The following is a 21083-nucleotide window of genomic DNA, read 5'->3' as shown; positions in this document are numbered from 1 at the left end:
CGGGCTGCCCTCGATGTGACAGACCCGCCGCGGAACGGTCAACGCCTCCCTCCTCCGCCGCCGGCGGTGACCGCGTGGCCCGTCACACCAGCGCTTCGATCAGCCGGGGGCCGCGCTGGCCCATGGCGGACTTCAGGGCGGCGTCGAGACCGCGCGTATCGTCGACCCGCACGGCCTCGACCCCCATGCCCTCCGCAAGCTTGACCCAGTCCAGCACGGGATCGTGGAGGTCGAGCATCGGGAAGGCGTTCGACCCGGCCCGGTCGGCGCCGACGAAGCGAAGCTCGTCGAGCAGGACCTTGTAGGCGCGGTTGGCGTAGATGACCGTGGTGACGTCAAGCCTCTCGCGGGCCTGCGTCCACAGCGCCTGCAGCGTGTACATCGCGCTGCCGTCGGCCTGCAGGGAGACGACCTTGCGGTCCGGACAGGCGACGGCGGCGCCGGTCGCCACCGGCATGCCGTCGCCGATGGCGCCGCCGGCAAGCTGCAGGCAGTCATGCGGGGCCGCCGTTTCCAGGAGGGGATAATGCGGGAAGCCGGCGGTGATGCTCTCGTCGCTGACGATCGCATTGTCAGGCAGATATCGCCCGACGAGGCGCATCACCGCTTCGTCCGTCAGGGCGCCGTCAGCCGGCATGTCCGGCAGGCGAAAGGGCGAGAGGCTTGGCGGCGCCTTGGCGCCGAGCGCGTCCGCCAACGCCTCCAGCGCCGCGGTGGCGTCCTCGTGCGGATGGGCGAGCACGAGGGGTTCGCAGCCCGGCGGCGTCAATTCGCTCGGCTGGTCGGGATAAGCGAAGAAGCCGACCGGCGCCTGCGTGCCGACGAGGATGAGCGTCGCCGTGCCCTGCAGGAAGGCGATGGCCGGCCCCGGGCGATAAGGCAGCCGCTCGACGGGCACGCGGCCGGCGCCCCTTTCGATACGCGGCGTGAAGGTGTCGCAGACGAGGCGCGCGCCGGTGGCGGCGGCGATCCGGCCGGCGGCCTGCAGCCCGCGCCCGCGCAGGGCCTCCCCGCGCAACAGGAAGGCGACCGGCTTGCCGGCACGCAGCGCCCTCGCCGACTGGGCGATCGCCAGGTCCGACACCGGGGCCGGGCCGATCACCGGCAGGGCGGGCGACGGCCGTTCGGCGGGAAGCCAGGCGGCGTCCGCCGCCAGGATGAGGCTGGCGATCTGCCCCGGCGCCGTGCGGGCGGCCTGCACCGCCCTCGCCGCGTCGGCGGCGACGGTCCGCGGCCCCGCGGACGAGGCGACCCAATGCGAGACGGTATGGGCGAAGGCCGCGACGTCCGACGTCAGCGGCGCGTCGAAGCGCTGATGCGTGCTGGCGTGATTGCCGATGATGTTGACGACGGAGATCGGCACCTTGCGGGCATTGTGCAGGTTGGCCAGGCCGTTGGCGAGGCCCGGGCCGAGATGGAGCAGCGTCGCCGCCGGCTTGCCCGCCATGCGCGCATAACCGTCCGCAGCCCCGGTCGCGACGCCTTCGAACAGGCAGAGCACCGCCCTCATGCCGTCGACGCGGTCCAGCGCGTTGACGAAGCTCATCTCGGACGTGCCGGGATTGGCGAAGCAGACCTCGACGCCGCTCGCCACCAGCGTATGCAGCAGGCTTTCGGCGCCGTTCATGGCGCCGGGCGGCAGGATCTCGCCGGCTCCGGCCGCCTCGCTCCGATCTTGGGGCGATCTCACCATATTGGACTTTCCTGTCAAATATCACTTTCCCCGCGGATGCCCTGCGCCTAGCGCAGCAGGTTCGACCGCGCGAGCTCGACGACCTCGTCGGCCCGGCCGTTGAGGACGGCCTTCAGCATATAGAGCGTGAAGCCCTTCGCCATCTCCGTCGTCACCTTGGGCGGCATGGCGAGTTCCATGCGGTTGACGACGGCGTCGACGAGGACCGGGCCGGGATGGGCGAGCGCCTCGGCGAGCTTGTCCTCCACCTCGGCCGGATCCTCGATGCGGATCCCCTTGATGCCGACCGCCTCGGCCATGGCCGCGAAATTCGGATTGACGAGTTCCGTGCCGCTGTCGAGGAAGCCGGACGATTTCTGCTCGAGCTCGATGAAGCCGAGCGATCCGTTGTTGAAGACGACGATCTTGGCCGGCAGCTTGAGCTGCACCAGGCTGAGAAGGTCACCCATCAGCATGGTGAAGCCGCCGTCCCCCGACAGCGAGATCACCTGCCGGCCGGGAAAGGCGGCCTGGGCGCCGATCGCCTGCGCCATCGCATTGGCCATCGAGCCGTGCCAGAAGGAGCCGATCAGGCGCCGGCGGCCGTTCATGGCGACATAGCGGGCGGCCCACACCGTCGGCAGGCCGACATCGCAGGTGAAGATGGCGTCGTCGCTGGCGAGCCGGCTGAGCGCATGGGCGATGTGCTGGGGGTGGAGCTGGCCGCCCGGCTTGCCCGTCGCCAATTCGTCGAGACCGCGCCGGGCTTCCTGGTAATGCTTGACCGCCGCTTCCAGATGCGCCTTGTCCGCCTTCGGCTTCAGGCGCGGCAGCAGCATCCTCAAGGTCGGCGCCACCGCGCCGAGCAGGCCGAATTCGACCGGCGCCCGCCGGCCGATCGCCTCCGGCCGGATGTCGATCTGCGCGATGCGGGCCGCCTTCGGGTAGAATTGCCGGTAGGGGAAATCCGTCCCCAGCATCAGCAGGACATTGCAGGATTCCATGGCGTAATAGCCGGAGGAAAAGCCGATCAGGCCGGTCATGCCGACGTCGTAGGGGTTGTCCCACTCGACATGCTCCTTGCCCCGCATGGCGTGGACGATCGGCGCCTGCAGCGCCTCGGCGAGCCGGATCAGCTCGTCATGCGCGCCCTCGCACCCGGCCCCGCACAGCAAGGTGATCCGCCGCGCGCTGTTGAGGAGCGCGGCGAGGCGGTCGACCTCGTCCTCCGGCGGCGTCACCGTCGGCTGCGCCAGCGCCAGGCCGGATGCCTTCGAGGCCGGTGCGGAGGAGGCCGGCCGCAAGGCGATGTCGCCGGGGATGACGAGCACGCTGACGCAGCGCTCCGCGATCGCGCGGCGCACCGCGATCTCCATCGCCCGCGGCATCTGCTCCGGGCTGGAGACCAGCTCGCAATAGCTGCTGCATTCGCGGAACAGATGTTCGGGGTGCGTCTCCTGGAAATAGCCCGAGCCGATCTCCGGCGAGGGGATATGGGCGGCGATGGCGACGACGGGAACGCGCGAGCGCTGGCAGTCGAACAGGCCGTTGATCAGATGCAGGTTGCCGGGGCCGCAACTGCCGGCGCAGACGGCAAGGGCGCCGCTCACATGGGCGTCGGCGCCGGCGGCGAAGGCGGCGACCTCCTCGTGCCGCACATGCAGCCATTCGATGCCGCCATGGCGGCGCAGCGCATCGGTGAATCCGTTGAGACTGTCGCCCACAATGCCATAGATGCGCCGCACACCGGCCGCGGCGAGGGTCTCGACCATCTGGTCGGCAACTGTTCTGGCCATGATTCTCTCCTCATGGGGCGTCTCGCCCTGTCCTGCCGGACAGTCTCGATGCATCCGCCCCCGACTGACGATCGGACGGTACAATTTCCCCTCCGGCCGGATATGTCCACCATGCAGGGCCGAATGGCATGTCCGACGGGGCAATTTTGCGTGCCGCCCTCGATGCGCCCTGCGGGTCACGGCGCCGGCAGGCGCGAGATCATGGGGGAACTCCCCCTTGCGGGGCTCGCTCCGGCCTATCGGCGCGGCGAAACATCCAATATCGTCCGCAGCTCCATCGCATGCGCCGTGGCCTGATCCTCACCGATCGGCGCGCCGGCTCCTCCGAGCTGCCGACGCATCGCTTCTTGTCACCACGGGTTCATTCATGAGCAATTTCGATCTGGCGATCATCGGCGGCGGCATCGTGGGACTGGCGACCGCGCTGGCGGTGACCGAGCGTTTCCCCGGCCTTTCCTTCGTGGTGCTCGAAAAGGAGCCGGAGCTCGCGCTCCACCAGACTGGGCGGAACAGCGGCGTCATCCATGCCGGGGTCTATTACCAGCCGGGCAGCCTCAAGGCGCGCCTGTGCAAGGAAGGCTCCGAGGCGACCATCCGCTTCTGCACCGAGCACGGCCTGCCCTTCGACCAATGCGGCAAGCTGCTGGTGGCGACCGACGAGCTCGAGATGACCCGCATGGCGGCGCTGGAGCAGCGCTGCGTCCAGAACGGCATTCCGGTCGAGCGGCTCGACGCCGCCGAGCTGGCGCGGCGCGAGCCGCATATCAGCGGGCTCGGCGCGCTGTTCGTGCCGACGAGCGGCATCACCGATTATGGCGCCATCGCCCGGCGCATGGCGGCGCTCGCCGTCGAGCGCGGCGGCACGATCCTCACCGGCAGCGAGGTCCGCGCCATCCGCGAGGAGGCCTCGGGCGTCACCATCGAGGCCGGCGGCGCGGTCATCACCGCCCGCCACCTCATCGCCTGCGCCGGCATGATGGCGGACCGCATCGCCGGCCTCTGCGGCCTCGACCTCGATTTCCGCATGGTGCCGTTCCGCGGCGAATATTACCGCCTCGGCAGCGACAGGAACGACATCGTCAAGCACCTGATCTATCCGATCCCCGACCCCGCTTTGCCCTTCCTCGGCGTCCATCTGACGCGCATGATCGGCGGCTATGTCACCGTCGGGCCCAATGCCGTGCTCGCCTTCGCCCGCGAGGGCTACCGCTTCACCGACGTCAACCTGAAGGATCTCGGCGAGATGATCGCCTATCCCGGCTTCCGGCGCCTCATCGGCAAGAACCTGAAATCGGGCATCGACGAGATGCGGAATTCGCTGAGCCGGAGCCGCTACCTGAAGCTCTGCCAGCGCTATTGCCCGGAACTCGGCCTGGCCGACCTCACCCCCTACCGCCCGGGCATCCGCGCCCAGGCGGTGCTGCGCGACGGCACGCTGGTGCACGACTTCCTCATCCGCGAGACGGCGCGCACCGTCCATGTCTGCAATGCGCCCTCGCCGGCCGCGACCTCGTCGATCCCGATCGGCAACGAGATCGTCGACAGGGCGGTCGCGCGGTTCGGATGGAAGCCGGCGTGAGGCCTTGCGCGGGCGTGTACAAGCATGACGCCCCCCATGTCCGCTTCATGCCCCGGGACGCGACGCGGTTGGATGGAAACGTGGCCGTCCTACCGGGACGCCCGAAGGGCGGGCCCGGAACCCATAGACACTGTCCTGTCAGTATTGCGGGTATGGGTTCCGGCCTTTCGCTTCGGTTCACCCGGAATGACGGGCTCTGCGGTTCGACCTGAAACCATGACGCTCTATCGGAACGCCGGCGGCCGGAGGTCGACGGCCGGCCTCGCGCGTTCGACCGCCGAGGCAACCCGTACCACGTCGGCTTCGCCCAGGGCGCGGCCCACCACCTGCAATCCGACCGGCATCCCATCCGATGCGAGGCCGGCGCAGACGGAGGCCGCGGGTTGGCCGGTGAGGTTGAACGGATAGGTGTAGAACACCCAGCTCACGAGATTGCGGTCCGCCAGAGCGGGCGGGATGTCGCAGCCGACGGGCAGCGAGGTCACCGGCAGGACGGGCGAGAGCAGCACGTCATAGCGTTCGAAGAAGCTGCGGACGGCGTCCCGCAGCGCGTGGCGCCGGAACACCGTCTCGTAGTAGGCCTGCATCTCCTGCCTGAGCGCCACGTCCAGCACCTCGGCGACGGCGGGATCGAGCAGGCCGCGCTGGTCCTGCATGACGGCGCGCAGCCGCGTGCCGACGCCGGCATAGAATTCCGCCGTCCACAGATCGGCCGGATCGGCTTCGAAAACGCTGTCGACCTCCTCGACCACGGCGCCGAGGTCCTGCAGCCGCAGGGCTGCCTGCGCGCAGAGCCGCACGACCTCCGGCTCGGGCCGGGCATAGCCGAGCGTCGGGCTCCAGGCGATGCGCAGGCCCGCCACCGGGGCACCGACGGCCCCGAGCACATCCGGGACCGGTCCGGCGACGCCGGCGGGGTCGCGGGCGTCGTAGCCGGCGATGGCGCTGAACAGCAAAGCGGCGTCGCCCATATTGCGGGCGATCGGCCCGACATGGGCAAGGCTCGGCGTCGCCGAGGTCGGCCAGACCGGCACCCGGCCGAACTGCCCCTTGAGACCGGCGAGGCCGCTGAACGAACAGGGAATGCGGATGGATCCGCCGCCATCCGTGCCGAGCGCGAAGGGCGTGATGCCGGCCGCCACGGAAGCCGCGGCACCCGCGCTGGAGCCGCCCGGCGTCTTGTCGAGGTTCCAGGGGTTGCGGGTCACGCCGGTCAGCGGGCTGTCCCCCACCGGCTTGCATCCGAACTCGCTCGTCGTCGTCTTGCCGATGAAGATGCCGCCGGCGGCGCGGGCCCGCTCCACCGACGGCGCGTCGACGCGGGCGACGTTGCCGGCCATGGCGCGCGAGCCCGAGGCATAAGGCAGGCCCGCGACGGCGATGAGGTCCTTCACCGAGAACGGCAGGCCGTGCAGCGGCCCGAGAGGTTCGCCCGCCGTCACCTTGTCTTCGGCACGCCGGGCGGCCGCCATCGCCTCCTCGGGCACGAGGACGAAGAAGGCGTTGAGCGTATCCTGCGTCGCCTGCGCCTTCTCCAGCGCCCGCCGCGTCACCTCGACGGGCGAGATGTCCCTGCGCGCCATGCGGGCGCGCAGCTCAAGGGCGGTCATATGGTCGAATTCAGCCGACATGCCGCCCTCCCCGGTCAGTTCGGCAGGATGGCGAAGGCGCGCACCGGCGAGCCGGAACCGCCCTTGAACTTCAGCGGCACGCCGAAGAACTGGAACTCGCCCTTGCCGAGGAGCTCTTCCAGGTTCACCAGCCATTCCCAATGGCTGATGCCGAGATCGCGGCAGAGCCGGTGCTGCGCGAAGATGTTGTCGGTCGGCTTGTCGGTCGAGGGGCCTTCGACGCCATGCATGCGCGAGCCGCGCTCATGCAGCCATTTCGTCGCCGCCACCGTCAGCAGCGGGTTCTTCCACACCGAATCGATGCTCGGATAGTTGCGGTTGTGGAAGCCGGTGCACAGCAGCACGATATGGCCGTCGACCGTCACGCCCGCCTTCTTCTCGGCCTCCTCCATGTCGGAGGCCTCGATGTCGCCGAGATCGGGAATGTGGCGCAGGTCGAAGCAGACGGCCTTGCCCATGAACATGTCGAGCGGCATCTCGTCGATGGGCGCTCCGTCCTCCTTCACATGCCGGAAGGCATCGACATGGGTGCCGACATGGTCGAGCATGGCGATGAAATTGGTCTGGAACGTCATGGCGTCGCCGGGAACGCCGAGGCCGAAGGATTTGGTGCTCTCATGGCTCAGATGCTTGGTGATCACCGGGCGCTGGAAGAGCTTGTGCGCCGGCATGTTGTCTTCGATGGCGAGGCTGAGATCGACGATGCGCTGGGCCATGTCCGTTTCCCTGGATGCTGGCGATCGCGACGGGCTCGAGCGGACCGGCCCGGGCGATCGGCCAAATGAATTCCCACCTCCGGACGATATCCGCAGCTTGGGCCGGGCGGCAAAGATGGATTTCCGATCCGAGCCATAGGGCAGGCCTATGGAGTCCGCCGGGAACTGCCTCCTCCCTGGGCATGCGGCAGGAACACCGGCCGATTTCAAACAGTTGGATGAAAAATTGCGCAATATCGCGAGGCGATAGCCCGCTTTCTTTGCATACGCCCTGCCCGGGCGATCCGCCGGCGGCCCGGAGCGGAAAGCGCTATACAATCGCGCCGGCCGCGCCAGAATGATCCCGATCGGCCGCCGGGCCGGCCCAACCTGCGATCGCCGAACGCCATGGATCTTCGCCAGCTTCGCTATTTCGTGCAGATCGCCGATTGCGGAAGCTTTTCGCGGGCGGCCGAGATGCTGCGCGTGGCGCAGCCTTCCCTGAGCCAGCAGATCAAGAGCCTGGAGGAAGAGCTGGGCGTGGAACTCTTCATGCGCCATGCGCGGGGCGTGGCGCTCACCGAGTTGGGGCTGCAGTTCTGCGACCATGCCCGCCGCCTCATCCAGGAGGCCGACCACGCCAGGGACTCCATACGATCCCAGGCGGCAAGCCCGTCGGGACGGGTCTCGGTGGGCTTGCCGACATCGGCGTGCCGAGGCCTGTCGCTGCCTTTGTTCCAGGCGTTGTCGCAGCGGCTCCCGCATATCCGGCTGCACATCGTCGAGACGATGACCGGCTATCTCGATGAATTGCTGCGGGCCGGCCGGCTCGACGTGGCGCTGCTCTATGACCACAAGGCGTTCGAGCACGTCGCCTGGACCGAGATGATGGCGGAGGAGCTGATGCTGCTCGGGCCGCCCGACGGCCCGCTCACGGGTGCGGCCTCCGTCCCCTTCCGTCAGGTGTTCGAGCAGCCATTGGTGCTGCCGGGCCGCCCCAACGTGGCGCGCATTCTCGTCGAGCGGCTCGCCTCACGCCAGGACATCGAGGTCGCCGCCATGGATTGCGACAGCCTGCCGGCCATCGCCCAGCTCGTGCGCTTTTCCGGCTTTCACACCATCCTGCCGCATTTCGCCCTGGCGACGGAGATCGAGCGCGGCGAGATGGCGGCCATCCCGATCGTCGATCCCGCGCCATCCTGGCGGCTGTCGGTGGTGGTCTCCCAGCGCACCCTCAACCCGCGCGGCAGCGACGGCGTCGCCCGGGTGCTGGCGGAGGTCATCGCCGACCTCGTCGACAGGGGCGTGTGGCGGGCACGCCTGACGGCCGAGAGGCCGCCGGGCGGGCGCATGCGGTAGAAGGTGTGTCCATATGCGCTAGCATAGGGGAATTACCCGCCTTATCCCGAGCCGGAAGAAGGTCCCGGCAGGGGGATGAGGGTCTAAACTTCAACGCAGAGAACTCAATAGTCGTGCTGGAATTGCAGAAGTCCAGACCCTCATCCGGCGCTTCGCGCCACCTTCTCCCGCATGGGAGAAGGAAAATCGCGTTATTTTCGGTAAAGTCAGCGCATATGGGAGGGGTGTCGACGGTCGAAGAACCGTCGGCAACCTGGCCATGCCGCCTATTGCACGCCCCAGATCTTCTTATAGGCGTCGCGATAGCCGTTGTCGGGATCGAAGACGTTCTTCGGTCCGCCGTCGAAGGCGATGTTGTCGGGCGTCACCAGATGGACGCCGGGCACGTAGCCTGACCATTTCTGGCCGGAGAAGGCGCGGTTGAGCTCGTCGACGATCTGCCAGCCCTGCATCGCCAGCGGCTCCGGCACCGTGCCCGCCTGGTGATCTCTAGCGCGGATGCGCTGATAGGCGGCTTCCGAGCCGTCGCCGGCCGAGATGTTCTGCGGATCGCCGTCGCCGGCGATGCCGGCCGCCGAGAGCGCCGGCGGCATGAAGTCATAATAGAGGTCGTTGATGGCGAGCGAATGGGTCCATTTGGCGCCGTTCTGCTGCAGCAGCGTCGTCGTGAGCTGCGGGATGCGGGTGGAGACGTCGGAGAGCGGCGTGTCCTCGAAGGCCAGCACGGAGCAGCCGGTGCATTTCTTGATCTCGGCTTCCATCGCGCGGCCCTTGGCGATGGCGATGGCGTAGGTGGAATCGGCGAAGATCACCACGCCGGCCTTGCCGTCGGAATCGGCGATCGCCTTCATCGCCGCCACCTTCGCCACCTGCATGGCGTCCGTGGTGATGTTGGCGAAGATCGGCACGCCGTCGAGCGGGCCGGGCTTGGCGCCGGCATGCCAGCCGACCAGGGTGATGCCCTGCTTGGCGGCATCCTCGATGCCCGCCTTCTGCTCCACCGCGTCGCTGCCGCCGACGATGATCGCGTCGGGCTTCAGCGCCACCGCCTGGCTCAGCGCCGCGGCCTGGCCGGACACGGTGCCCTGCCCGTCGATCTCGCGATAGGTCCAGCCGATGACGCCGGCCGCCTCCTTGACGCCCTGGGAGACGCCGAGAATGCCGCCGTTGCGCATGTCGCCGGCGACATAGACGATCGTCTTCTTGCCGACCGCCTTCGGGCCGGTGGTGGGGCCGTCCCATTTGTCGGCGCGCCCCGTCGCCTTGGCGACCACGGCCTTCGCCTCGTCGACCAGGGAGTCGGCGCGGGCGGCCAGTGGCGCCAGCGTCAGGCATGCGGCGCTGGCAGCCGCCATCAGAAGGGTACGTCTCAACATAGGTTTCCTCCGGTGCATGACGGGTCAGGCGCCCGTCTTCTTGAAGTTCTTGAGTACCGAGCCGCGGCGCCGCTGGGCATAGCCCGCAATACCGATGGCGATGAGCAAAGTGACGCCGTTGAACAGCGGCTCCACCCAGAACGAGCCGCCGAACTGCTGGATGCCGGCGATGCCGACGGCGAGGATGGCGACGCCGAACATCGTGCCCCACACATTGACGCGGCCGGGCTTGATGGTGGTCGAGCCGAGGAAGGCGCCGACCAGGGCCGGCAGCAGATATTCGAGGCCGACGCTGGCCTGGCCGATGCGCAGCTTGGAGGCGAGCAGGACGCCGGCCACCGCCGTCAGGGCGCCCGAGGCGATGAAGGCGCCGACGGTGAAGCGCTGCACGGGAATGCCGTTCAGCGCCGCCGCCTTGGGATTGGCGCCGATGGCGTAGAGATAGCGGCCGATCGGCAGATGCTCGAGGATCAGCCACAGCAGGATGGCGAGCCCCAGCACGTAGAAGCCGCTGATCGGCAGGCCGAAAACCATGGTGCCGTTGAGCGCCAGGAAGCCCTGCGGCAGGGTGCCGACCACCTGCCGCCCGCCGGTATGGCAGAGCGCGATGGCGTAGAGCACCGTGCCGGTGCCGAGGGTAGCGATGAAGCTGTCGATCCGCGCCACCTCGACCAGCACGCCGTTGAGGAGGCCGATCAGCCCGCCGAGCACGATGACGATGACCACGGCGGCTTCCCAGGGCAGGCCGAGCATGGTCTGCAGGCTGATGGCGAGGATGTGCCAGAGCACGATGCCGTAGCCGACGGTGAGGTCGATCTTGCCGGCCGCCATCGGGATCATCGCCGCCAGCGACAGCATGGCGATGATCGCCTTGTCCATGACGATGGAACGCACGTTCAGCATGGTCGGGAAGGTCTGGGGCAGGATCGCCGAGAACAGCACGATCAGCACCAGCGTCAGGATCGGCAGGCCGTAGACCGGCAGCCGCCGGAGCAGGCGCTCCCCGGCCGAGGCGTTCTTCAGCTCGCCGCGCGTCGGCTCCAGCGCGTCGGATTTGATCGAGTTCGTCGACATGGCAACTCCTTGCGCTCAGGCCGCTTCCGATGCGGAGGCCGCGGTGATCACCGCTTCGGTGGTGAGGCCGGAGCCCGAAAGCTCCGCGATGATCCGGCCCCGGTTGAACACCAGGGTGCGGTGGCAGATATGGGCGATCTCCTCGAAGTCGGTGGAGACCACGACGACCGCCAGTCCCTCCTCCAGGGCTCGGGCGATCAGCCGGTAGATCTCCGCCTTGGCCCCGACATCGACGCCGGCGGTGGGGTCCTCCGCCACCAGCAGGCGCCGGCCGGTGGCGAGCCAGCGCCCGACCACCACCTTCTGCTGGTTGCCGCCGGACAGGCCCTCGATCGGCAGGTCGGGATCGTTGGGCCTGAGGCCGACGGTGACGCCGAGCGCGCTCGCCCGGCGGGCCTCGGCGGCGGGCGACAGCGGCGAGAACAGGCCGCGCCCGGTCGCCGCCGGATTGAGATAGGCGTTCTCGCGGATGGTGAGCGAGGGAGCGAGCGATTCCTCCATGCGGTCGCGGGCGACGAGGCCGATGCCCGCCTTCAGCGCGGTGCGGGGCGAGGACAGGTCCGGAACCGCGCCGTCGAGCAGGATGGTGCCGCGATGCGGCACGGCGCCGAACAAGGCGCGCCCGATCTCCTCATGCCCGGCGCCGCGCAGGCCGACGAGGCCGAGGAGCTCGCCCTGGCGCACCTCGAAGCTCACCGGCCCGGCCGAGGGCGTCACCACGTCGCGCACCGCGACGCGGACCGGGCCGGAATGCCAGTCCGCCTTGCGGAAGAGTTCGAGCGTCGAGCGCCCGACGATGAGGCTCACCAGTTCGTCCGGCGTCGTCTCCGAGACCGGCTTCTCGCCGACCTTGAGCCCGTCGCGCATCACCACGACCCGGTCGGCGATGCGGAAGATCTCGTCGAGGCGGTGCGAGACATAGATCATGCCGACGCCGCGCGCGCGCAGCCGGCGGATCGCCTCGAACAGGCGCTCCACCTCGTCGGCGGGCAGGCTCGCGGTCGGCTCGTCCAGCACCAGGAAATCGCAGTCGACCACCAGAGCGCGGGCGATGGCGACGAGCGATTTCTCGGTGCGGCTGAGGCTGTGCACCCGCATGGTCGGGTCGATGTCGCAGCCGACCAGCTTCAGCGCGGCCTCGGCCCGGCGCTCGGCCTGGCGCCAGTCGATCAGGCGGAACAGGCCCGACCAGCCATGGCTGGAAAAGCCCTGCGGCAGGCTCATGTTCTCGGCCACCGTCATCCATTCGACGAGGCCGAGGTCCTGGTGGATGAAGGCGACGCTCTGGCGCTCGCCGCGCGCCTGCACGCGGTGGCGATAGGGCTCGCCGCCGATGGTGATGGTGCCGCTGTCTGCCCGGAAGATGCCGCCGAGGATCTTGATGAGGGTGGATTTGCCGGCGCCGTTCTCGCCGAGGAGCGCGACGACCTCGCCTCGGCGGACATCGAGGCTGACGCCCTTCAGCGCGCGCGTGCCGCCGAACGTCTTGACGACGTCCTCGAAACGGAGAGTCCCCTCCCCCTGCATGGCGCATCCTCCCGGTGCCGGATCGTGCCGGCGATTCCTCGGTACTCCGACCGATTTCGTCTGTTATCGGGAACTCCGGGCGAGCTGTCAAAGACCTCTGCGGAACAATCGGCGGATCGACGAGGGAAATTGCGCCGGAGGGGAGTAGGCGGCGGCTTGACGGGCGAGAGCGCCTTCGGAATGGCGTTCGCCGTTGGGGGCTGCTGCCGCGGCCGAAAGGGAGGTCCTTGTCGTGAGGTCCCACATCTTCGCTATGGCGCTCGGCCTGCGGCCTGTCGGGCCATCGATCGGCACGTCTGCGATCGCGTCAGACGTTTCCTTGCCAAGCGGCACAAGGAAAGTGGACGAGGAACGCGGCCCCCTGGGGAAAAATCTTCGCGACACTCGGCGTCAAACATCTCACCACGACGCCGAACGCCACCACAGTGAGCCTGCAATGAAGTCTGTCGGAAAGCCGGATGCGGGAAAACCGCACGTGCGGTTTGATGCGTGGGGAAGGGAAACGAGGCGTTGCCTATGTACCCACTATAACACGCCCTTTCAACTTTCTATATTGTATAGTCGATTATTCACGGATATTTCACGCAGACCTTCTATCCTGCAGCAACTTGGTAGCGGTGGATAATAGGCATTCGCAGCGTTCACGCTATCCTCGCAGCCGCTCGTATCTTCTTGTCTCTGCGCTGGGAAATAAAACTATTGGACGTGCAGAGAGGCTTGCATTAGCTTCCCAGAGCCAGAATATCGTGTAATTCGAGATAAATATACTCGGAGAAATGCTTCGCTACCCACTGATTTTTATAAACCAATCGACAAATTAAAGTACCTGTATCGCGGCGGATGTTTATATTCATGTTTCTATACCTATTAAATAAATATTAATGTTTCGCCTACCCGTGAGGTTCCATGTCGTTCATGCATGTCAATGCCGAATACGAAACTTGGCTCCGCAAGCAATGCGATGTGGTCGAGGCGGACCTTGAGCGAAAGCATTGTCGTATGCGGCGTAATTCTTTTGTCTTTCTGAGAGCCACATACTTTCGCTGGGCAAGATCAATCGAAGGGGTTTGTCCCGGGCTGATCGATGCGCCTGCTGTTCTTGCAGTCGGCGACATCCACGTGGAGAATTTTGGAACCTGGCGCGATGCTGACGGTCGGCTTGTCTGGGGTGTGAACGATTTCGATGAAGCCGCAGTCATGCCCTATACTCTTGACCTGCTGCGGCTTGCCACGAGCGTCAGGCTCACGCCCAACCTCGCGCTTTCGTCCCGCCGCACTTGCGAGGCCGTCCTGTTCGGCTACGAGAAGGGGCTGGACAATCGCCGTCCGACCTTGCTCGATGAGCGTGCTACTTGGATGCGGAGTAGGATTGCCTGCTCCGATAGCGACCGTGAACGCTTTTGGCGGGATATCGAGGATCTTCGCCACGGCTCACCGCCAGCACTCGCACAGGAGGCGCTGCGGTTTGCCCTACCCGGCAACGCCTGCATTGAACATTTCGCTCCGCGCACCAAGGGAGGGGGCAGTCTCGGGAGACCTCGCTATATCGTGGTGGCAAAATGGTGCGGCGGTCGCATCGTTCGGGAAGCCAAGGCTGTCGTGCCATCCGCTTGGCACTGGGCGCATAGGCAACCAGGGCATCCTTCGAATTTCCTGAAGCTTGCACAAGGACGTTTTCGGGCCCCCGATCCTTTCTTGGCGCTTTACAAGGATCAATTCGTAGCTCGCCGACTTGCGGCCGACTCCCGTAAGATCGACCTCGGCGCCCCGGAAGGCGCTGACCTCGACGAGCGCCTGCTCACCGCCATGGGAGCCGATCTCGCTGCAATCCACGGTGTTCGTGACGAAGACACCAGAGATATCAAAGGGGACCTAGAGAAGCGGTCGGCAGACTGGCTATACAAAAGCGCCAAGGAAGCCGCCGAGTGGGTTGGGCGTGATTTCGATCGCTATGTCGCGGATACCGCGCAATTTGATGCTGAAACCTGAATAGGAATCCAATATTCCTTCGATCCCGCGTTACTCCGCGAAGTCAAGTCGCGCCATGAATACGCAGTCTGTATTTTCTCATCTGAGAAACTAAGTATTATTAATATAAAGAAATAAAACTTTGTAAAATTTTGGTTTTAAATAAATTTATTCGGAATAAATAATGCGATATTTCTGATGGGTCGTTTCATCTTCGTGGCAAGGATAAGAAAAATGGTAAGTATCGTCAAGGCTATCGCGTTTTCGAACAATGAAGTGGGATTTCTGGCTTGGCGTCTTGATCATGATCTTGTTGAGGGATGCCTCGGGTTTAACATCGTGCGCGAGTACCTCGACGAGGGAGGTGACGTTACACTCCGACGGCCGCTCGCCTCCTATGTACCGTTCCTTGGTCAACACAATACGAAATGGCAAGCACAGAATACAACTATTTGGCCGATACAAAAATTCACCTGGCGCGATCTTACGTTGCGCAAGAAGCGCGATGGCTCTGGGCGACGCCCCGATAATGAGCGTGTTCGGTACCAAATTCGCGCCGTGGGTGATCTCAAACCCGGGCTTGAGAAAGTCGAAACCATCCCGGAAAGTCACATCGATCGTGCCACCGGACAAGTCGTAGCTCATACATACGATGGCCCACCGAGGGCCCTAGGTTACCTAACGCCTGCGGCCTTTACCAATGTCGTAGAAGTGACGGCGTTGCGACCGCCCTTCCGCGCGACGTTTACCAATGGCATCCTATCCACACAGTTCCTGCGCAATGTGCTGTCGGAAGATGGCAAGGTGGAGGACGGCGAACTCGTTAGGCATCTCACCACACCTGGTGACTGGCTGCGCAATTATTTAACGGGTGATGTCATCCCGCTTATGCATGATTTCTTCGAAAAGAATGTCGGAGGCCGTTTCCGGGCGGCACTCTATGAACTCGATGACAAGGAACTGGTCGACCTGCTTGCTGTCCACGCCGACCGAATTGACCTTATCCTTTCGGATGCCGGCGACGCCTCAATTGAAGGATCGGACGGAGCAAAACAAACTATCTACGATACCCGCAACTCATCCGCACGTCAGAAGTTGCGCGCCATTGCAGATCGGCCGGGTTCGAAATTTCGGTTGATCAATCGGATGTTCAACGGTTCCGGTCATATCGGTCACAACAAATTCGTTGTCTTCATGCCGAATCCTCAAACTGCTACGCAAGTATTGACTGGTTCGACGAACTGGACCTCGACCGGCATCGCTGGACAAAGCAATAACTGTACCGTCATCGACGACGCGGTCGTCGCCGCAGGCTATGTTTCCTATTGGGACCAAATGTTCAAGGACAAGCAAATGGATCCTGTACCCTTGAACGCTGTCGCGACCGGTGCTGGTCAAGGTGACGACCTGAAGAAATTTGATCTCGCTCCAGTAACCACAACGTTCAGTGGCGGAGCCACATTGGAAGCTTGGTACTCACCAAATGTTCCGGGGGCTTCTCAGCCAACTACGAGCAAGACCAAAGCTCCCTCTGTCCCTCCGGATATGGCACGGCTATTTTCATTCATGCGACAAGCCAAGCGCTCGATCTTTTTTCTCATATTTTATCCTTCCCAAGGCGGTACTAATTCGATCGTGGGAGAGGCGATCAATCTAGGAATAAGGGACACCTCGCTTGAGGTGATCGGAGCCATATCTGATCCGAAGGCTATGTGGCTCTATCAACCCGGCCGCAAAGCAGGATCGGGGCCTAAGATACCCGCCTGGTCCCCGCATGTATTTCAGCAAGCTGGCGTCTCCGTCGTGAGGGCCACCGCGTTGACCGACAAAAACCTCGTTCAGGGCCTGGGCGACTTCAAATTGAATGAACGATTGACAGCATTCGGCAATGGCGCCGGCGCCATCATTCACGACAAGATATTGGTGATTGATCCAATGGATTCGCAAAGTTGCGTTGTTGCATTTGGCAGTCATAACCAAGGCTACAAAGCCTCTTACAGCAACGATGAGAATTTGGTGATCGTGCGAGGGCATCAGGGGATTGCACAGGCTTATGCCGCACATGTGCTCGACGTCTACGATCATTACAAATTCCGGGCAACGGAGGCCGAGATCGCTGCCAAACAGAAGGGGCAGCAAAGTACGGCCGGCCCAGATCAAACCGGCTGGGAAGGATTTCTCAAAACGAGCGATAGCTGGCAGAAGACCGCATCCCGGCGCCTGGCGAGCTATTTTACGGAGTGACTAGGTTATGCCAATCGAAAATTATTCCGCCCTCAAGGGGCGTCCGATCAGTAGCCGCATCGCGACGGGCAAAAACCCGCATTACCAAGTGCTCGTGTCTGCCAATGGCGTCCTGTTTCGCATCGCCATCAATGTTCGCTCGGATGATGGGAGCGAAGTCGAATTTATCGTCAACTCACACTTCGAACATCCGATCACTGAAGTCTGGGAATCCTTGCCAGGCGGATTGACTGCAATTGCGAGCGCGCCAGGTGGTGCGGCGATTGATTTCATTCGCGGAAACCTTGCGCAGCCTTGGGAATTCAGGCCTCTCCCGATGTCAGCATCCGGTCCGGACAACGACCTGAATGAGAAGATCGATGCATACGTGCAGCGCGCCATGTCCGACGAATTTGCTGTCATCTATGCGTTTGGGGCAGCCTGGGGCCCCGAGGAGAATAAGGCCGACGCATATTTCGGTTTCAAACCGGGGCGGGGGATCCACGACATCCATATGAATCAAGGAAATCCCAAAGGCAAACATGATCAGGACAACGGTCCTTGGCAGGATGGGGGACTAGTCTTTTCCTTCCCAACCGAAAAACAGTGGGTGGCGGCCTTTTTGAAATTTCAAAGTCAGGCATGGCATTCGGACGATACGACGGCGCGGCCCATAATCCACGCCGATCCAGAGCATCCGCATCTTCCTCATACTCCCGTCAGTCGCGATGGAATTCCCACGCTCGATGTACCTGACGGGCTGGTACGGATCGTCGCCGCCTATGTGAACGATATTCGGACGCCGGAGCATGAGACCGTTACGCTGTTGAACACATCCGATTGTCCCGTCGACGTCACCGACTGGACACTGAAAGACAAGCAAAAAAATGCAATCCGCCTTCGGGGTGTGATCGCTCCCGGTATAACGAGGGTGGTGGATATCGAAGCACCAATGACGCTGTCGAACAAGGGGGGGGTCATCACATTACTCGATGGTCGTGGGATCAAGGTACACGGAGTTTCATATACGCGTGAACAGGCTCGGCAGCCTGGGCGCACAATCCCGTTCCAGTCCTGACGCGATCTGATCGGACAGTTGGTTGGATCGAACCTTCATGACAAAGGTCGCCTCAGGTGGCTGAGAGATCCAGCGGGCCATAGCCTTGGCCAGCGAGAATTCTCCTTCGAGATTCGGAACAAATCACGCACAAATCTTGACATCCGCCCTCCCCCATGGCCTACTTTCTCTCGGAATGAAGAGCGGCGGGGCCAAGGTTCGCGATACCGCCCCGTGCCTTCCACCCACTCCGGGCGATCCCGGTTTACGCTTGCGGCGCGCCAGCCGTATCGAGGCGCCTGTCCGTCTTGCCATGGTGTTGGAAGCCATGGCTGGGCCGGCGCCGAGAGGGATCGCTGCAGACCGCCCCATTGCTCTCACGAGCAATGCCGGGACCGCCGACATCCGGTAGCGCCGGGTGTGCGATCACCCGGCCGTCAGGTCTGCACACGGGGCTTGATGAGGAACGTGCCGGGATCGGGCCGCCTTCGGGCCTGCCGCAGATCCCGCGCGAGACAGGAGAGGCGCCGGCCTTCCAGGCCGGATCGCCTTGTCGGACGCCGGCGGCCGGCAAACCCGGCCCGCAGCGTCCGCGGCCGCAGCAGCACGGGGACCCGGCTGCTCCGGCCGGCGGGGTGCGGCGAAGATATAAGCCGTCCGCCAAGGCCCCTGTCCCGCCCGTTCCGTGGGTGAGGCTTGCGTCCCGACTGGCTTCCCTGGCCCGGAAGCGGTGGCGGGATGTGTGGCCTGTCCGGCAGGACTGGTGATGGAGGGAACCGTGCCCTCCGGCGCCGGCGATGCCTCCCGTCCGGCAGTCCGGGTTCAGGCCGAAAGCTTGATCGGATCGATGGGAAAGAGCCTGGCTCCGGCGCGTTGCCTGTTGGCGCGTCCCGGCCTGGCGGGAAAGGGGCGACGGCGGCCTTGCACAACATGCGAGGCCCCGATTCCTCACGACCACGATCCTACACCGCACCACGGCTGACACCAGAACAGCCGTCGTCGCCCCGATCTTCCCTTGCACAATCCGGCCCGGACAGGGCGCGGCGACGAAGACGCGTGCCCGCAGAGCTATCACCCGTCATCCCGTGCGCACGGCACCCCGCAGGGGTGCGGTGCAGATCCGGGATGACCAGCCGCACTATCGCCTGCCCGGCGTTCTTCCCTGGGACCGCGGGCGTCTCGCCCGCTCTTGCCACCCCCAAGCGCAACGTTTCAACCTTCGAGCGCGGCGTTTCCAGAGCGGGCGTCTCGCCCATATGCGCTAACTTTGCCGACAATAGCGCGATTTTCCTTCTCCCATGCCAGGCTGTGTGAAAACCCGTCCGAGCGATTCCCAAAGTACTTAGAATATGCTGTAATGTTATTCTACAGTATCGGAGGATCATTATGGCACATGTTGTTGGAGAATCGCGCTATCAACGATCTCTGGTGGCTTCGAGCCTTGATGAGATTGTTTGTGGTGATCATCCGGTGCGTGTCATCGATGCCTTTGTCGATGGCCTTGATTTGAATGGGCTGAAATTTTCGAAAGTCGAAGCCGAAGCAACAGGCCGGCCGCCCTATCGGCCTGCCGATCTACTGAAGCTGTACGTCTATGGTTACCTGAACCGTATACGCTCCAGCCGCAGCCTCGAACGGGAAGCCGTGCGCAATATCGAGGTACAATGGTTGGTCAACCGCGTGACGCCTTCCTTCAAGACGATTGCCGATTTCCGCAAGGAGCATGTCGAGGCGATCATAGGGGTGTGCCGATCCTTCATCCGGTTCTGCCGTGGCCAGTCCCTGTATGGTGGAGAGCTGGTAGCTCTAGACGGAACCAAGATCGAAGCCGTTGCCAGTCGCAAGAAGGTGATCACGCCCAAGGAACTGGAGAAGCGGATGGCCAAGCTCGACGCTCGGATTGCCGATCATCTGAAGGCGATGGATCAAGCCGATCGCGAGGAGGCCGCGGCCGAGGCTCAAACCAGACCGGAGGATGTCGCCAAAGCCCTTGCGAGCCTGCGTGTGCGACGCGAGGAGATCCAGGCCCAGGCCCGGGATCTGGCTGCCGCGGGGCTCAGCCAGAAGGTGATCGGCGAGGACGAGGCACGCCTGATGAAGACAGCCCGCCACGGCCATCAGGTTGCCTACAATGCCCAGAGCGTCGTGGATGACAAGCATGGCCTGATTGCGCAGTTCGACTTGATCAACGATTGCAACGATCAGGCCCAGCTCCTGCCGATGGCTCAGGCGGCCAAGGAGGCGCTGGAGGTGGAAAGCCTCGCCGTGGTCGCCGATACCGGCTATTCCAATGGCGAGCAGGGCGAGGCCTGCGCATCGGCGGGCATCACGGCTGCGGTTCCTCGCCAAAAGACCGTCAATGCCAGGAATGGCGACCTCTTCAGCCGCGAGGCCTTCTCCTATGATGCGGCCAGCGACAGCTGGACCTGTCCCGCGGGAGAGATCCTCTCGCTTCGTTGCATCTCCCAGACCGAGCAGGAGAAGCGCTACTCGACCACAGCCTGCGGCGGCTGTGCCCTGAAACCCAAATGCACCAAGGCTCAGAGCCGGCAGATCACGCGCCACCTTTATGAGGACGCTCGCCAGGCCATGCATCGGCGCACCATCGAGAACCCGACCCTGATGAAGCAGCGGCGCCAACTGGCAGAGCATCCCTTCGGCACCATCAAATGGATGCTGGGCTATCCCCGCTTCCTGCTGCGAGGCCTCCAGAAGGCAAAAGCTGAACTGGCTCTCGCCGTCCTGGGCTTCAATCTCAAGCGGGTTACCGCAATCCTGGGCATTCCAGCCCTCCTGGAAGCCCTCAAAGCAAATCCACTATGAAATCAATCTTCCTCGCCCACAGGTTCCGGACACAATCCAAGACTGCGCGGAGTTCTCGCACAGCCTGATGCGGGAGAAGGTGGCGCGAAGCGCCGGATGAGGGTCTAGACTTCTGCAATTCCAGCGCGACTATTGAGCTATCTGCGTTGAAGTTTAGACCCTCATCCCCCTGCCGGGACCTTCTCCCGAACAGGGAGAAGGCGGGTATTTCCGTTATGTTAGCGCATATGGGCGAGACGCCCGCGGTCCCAGGAGACACGAATGGCAAAAGTCGCGTCTTTGCTTTTCATCGCGGCGCCTTGG

The 21083-nt window shown here is 64.3% G+C and carries 13 protein-coding genes; 6 read left to right on the top strand and 7 right to left on the bottom strand.

The window, feature by feature from the left end; translation table 11 throughout:
- Positions 1 to 82 precede the first annotated feature (82 nt).
- Both J3R73_RS13210 and poxB read right to left on the bottom strand, forming a co-directional pair.
- Complete coding sequence (locus tag J3R73_RS13210; protein WP_307437319.1) at positions 83 to 1627, bottom strand: acetolactate synthase large subunit; 1545 nt, start codon at positions 1625 to 1627, stop codon at positions 83 to 85.
- A gap of 113 nt (positions 1628 to 1740) precedes the next feature.
- Positions 1741 to 3468: a ubiquinone-dependent pyruvate dehydrogenase gene (gene poxB / locus J3R73_RS13205; protein ID WP_307427466.1), complete on the bottom strand. Its 1728-nt coding sequence runs from the start codon at positions 3466 to 3468 to the stop codon at positions 1741 to 1743.
- 367 nt (positions 3469 to 3835) lie between these two features.
- Here poxB and lhgD point away from each other — a divergent pair, with 367 nt between their 5' ends.
- On the top strand, positions 3836 to 5047 hold the full coding sequence (gene lhgD, locus J3R73_RS13200; protein ID WP_307427463.1) for an L-2-hydroxyglutarate dehydrogenase: 1212 nt from the start codon (positions 3836 to 3838) through the stop codon (positions 5045 to 5047).
- A gap of 224 nt (positions 5048 to 5271) precedes the next feature.
- Here lhgD and J3R73_RS13195 read toward each other — a convergent pair whose 3' ends face one another.
- Together J3R73_RS13195 and J3R73_RS13190 are read right to left on the bottom strand one after the other, a co-directional pair.
- Positions 5272 to 6678 (bottom strand): amidase, encoded by a 1407-nt coding sequence (locus J3R73_RS13195; RefSeq protein WP_307427460.1) that lies wholly within the window; start codon positions 6676 to 6678, stop codon positions 5272 to 5274.
- Positions 6679 to 6692: 14 nt separating this feature from the next.
- On the bottom strand, positions 6693 to 7394 hold the full coding sequence (locus tag J3R73_RS13190) for a cyclase family protein (RefSeq protein WP_307427457.1): 702 nt from the start codon (positions 7392 to 7394) through the stop codon (positions 6693 to 6695).
- Between the two features lie 387 nt (positions 7395 to 7781).
- Between J3R73_RS13190 and J3R73_RS13185 the strand changes: the two genes are divergently transcribed.
- Positions 7782 to 8732 (top strand): LysR family transcriptional regulator, encoded by a 951-nt coding sequence (locus tag J3R73_RS13185; RefSeq protein WP_307427454.1) that lies wholly within the window; start codon positions 7782 to 7784, stop codon positions 8730 to 8732.
- Between the two features lie 266 nt (positions 8733 to 8998).
- On the opposite strand, the gene J3R73_RS13180 is transcribed toward J3R73_RS13185, so the two are convergent.
- From J3R73_RS13180 to J3R73_RS13170, 3 genes are read right to left on the bottom strand one after another with little or no spacing between them, the layout of a single operon-like run.
- On the bottom strand, positions 8999 to 10108 hold the full coding sequence (locus J3R73_RS13180) for an ABC transporter substrate-binding protein (RefSeq protein WP_307427451.1): 1110 nt from the start codon (positions 10106 to 10108) through the stop codon (positions 8999 to 9001).
- A gap of 24 nt (positions 10109 to 10132) precedes the next feature.
- Entirely contained in the window at positions 10133 to 11182 is a 1050-nt protein-coding gene (locus J3R73_RS13175; protein WP_307427447.1) for an ABC transporter permease, read from the bottom strand.
- Between the two features lie 15 nt (positions 11183 to 11197).
- Positions 11198 to 12709, bottom strand: a complete 1512-nt coding sequence (locus J3R73_RS13170) for a sugar ABC transporter ATP-binding protein (RefSeq protein ID WP_307427444.1) — start codon at positions 12707 to 12709, stop codon at positions 11198 to 11200.
- 906 nt (positions 12710 to 13615) lie between these two features.
- Between J3R73_RS13170 and J3R73_RS13165 the strand changes: the two genes are divergently transcribed.
- The 4 genes from J3R73_RS13165 (at position 13616) to J3R73_RS13150 (ending at position 20780) form a co-directional block, all read left to right on the top strand.
- On the top strand, positions 13616 to 14698 hold the full coding sequence (locus tag J3R73_RS13165; protein ID WP_307427441.1) for a DUF2252 family protein: 1083 nt from the start codon (positions 13616 to 13618) through the stop codon (positions 14696 to 14698).
- A gap of 213 nt (positions 14699 to 14911) precedes the next feature.
- Positions 14912 to 16921 (top strand): phospholipase D-like domain-containing protein, encoded by a 2010-nt coding sequence (locus J3R73_RS13160; protein ID WP_307427438.1) that lies wholly within the window; start codon positions 14912 to 14914, stop codon positions 16919 to 16921.
- A gap of 7 nt (positions 16922 to 16928) precedes the next feature.
- Complete coding sequence (locus J3R73_RS13155) at positions 16929 to 17978, top strand: DUF2278 family protein (protein ID WP_307427435.1); 1050 nt, start codon at positions 16929 to 16931, stop codon at positions 17976 to 17978.
- A 1365-nt stretch (positions 17979 to 19343) separates the two neighbouring features.
- Positions 19344 to 20780: an IS1182 family transposase gene (locus tag J3R73_RS13150; protein ID WP_307427432.1), complete on the top strand. Its 1437-nt coding sequence runs from the start codon at positions 19344 to 19346 to the stop codon at positions 20778 to 20780.
- Positions 20781 to 21083 lie beyond the last annotated feature (303 nt).

The organism is Labrys monachus, from assembly GCF_030814655.1.
Taxonomy (GTDB): Bacteria; Pseudomonadota; Alphaproteobacteria; order Rhizobiales; family Labraceae; genus Labrys; species Labrys monacha.
The sequence above is the reverse complement of the archived record's forward strand: the minus strand, read 5'-3'. Positions and strand labels throughout refer to the sequence as shown.

Excerpts from the sequence above, each read along its gene's own strand:
- J3R73_RS13210 (WP_307437319.1), bottom strand. The coding sequence starts at position 1,627 with ATGAACGGCGCCGAAAGCCTGCTGCATACGCTGGTGGCGAGCGGCGTC.
- poxB (WP_307427466.1), bottom strand. The coding sequence starts at position 3,468 with ATGGCCAGAACAGTTGCCGACCAGATGGTCGAGACCCTCGCCGCGGCC.
- lhgD (WP_307427463.1), top strand. The coding sequence starts at position 3,836 with ATGAGCAATTTCGATCTGGCGATCATCGGCGGCGGCATCGTGGGACTG.
- J3R73_RS13195 (WP_307427460.1), bottom strand. The coding sequence starts at position 6,678 with ATGTCGGCTGAATTCGACCATATGACCGCCCTTGAGCTGCGCGCCCGC.
- J3R73_RS13190 (WP_307427457.1), bottom strand. The coding sequence starts at position 7,394 with ATGGCCCAGCGCATCGTCGATCTCAGCCTCGCCATCGAAGACAACATG.
- J3R73_RS13185 (WP_307427454.1), top strand. The coding sequence starts at position 7,782 with ATGGATCTTCGCCAGCTTCGCTATTTCGTGCAGATCGCCGATTGCGGA.
- J3R73_RS13180 (WP_307427451.1), bottom strand. The coding sequence starts at position 10,108 with ATGTTGAGACGTACCCTTCTGATGGCGGCTGCCAGCGCCGCATGCCTG.
- J3R73_RS13175 (WP_307427447.1), bottom strand. The coding sequence starts at position 11,182 with ATGTCGACGAACTCGATCAAATCCGACGCGCTGGAGCCGACGCGCGGC.
- J3R73_RS13170 (WP_307427444.1), bottom strand. The coding sequence starts at position 12,709 with ATGCAGGGGGAGGGGACTCTCCGTTTCGAGGACGTCGTCAAGACGTTC.
- J3R73_RS13165 (WP_307427441.1), top strand. The coding sequence starts at position 13,616 with ATGTCGTTCATGCATGTCAATGCCGAATACGAAACTTGGCTCCGCAAG.
- J3R73_RS13160 (WP_307427438.1), top strand. The coding sequence starts at position 14,912 with ATGGTAAGTATCGTCAAGGCTATCGCGTTTTCGAACAATGAAGTGGGA.
- J3R73_RS13155 (WP_307427435.1), top strand. The coding sequence starts at position 16,929 with ATGCCAATCGAAAATTATTCCGCCCTCAAGGGGCGTCCGATCAGTAGC.
- J3R73_RS13150 (WP_307427432.1), top strand. The coding sequence starts at position 19,344 with ATGGCACATGTTGTTGGAGAATCGCGCTATCAACGATCTCTGGTGGCT.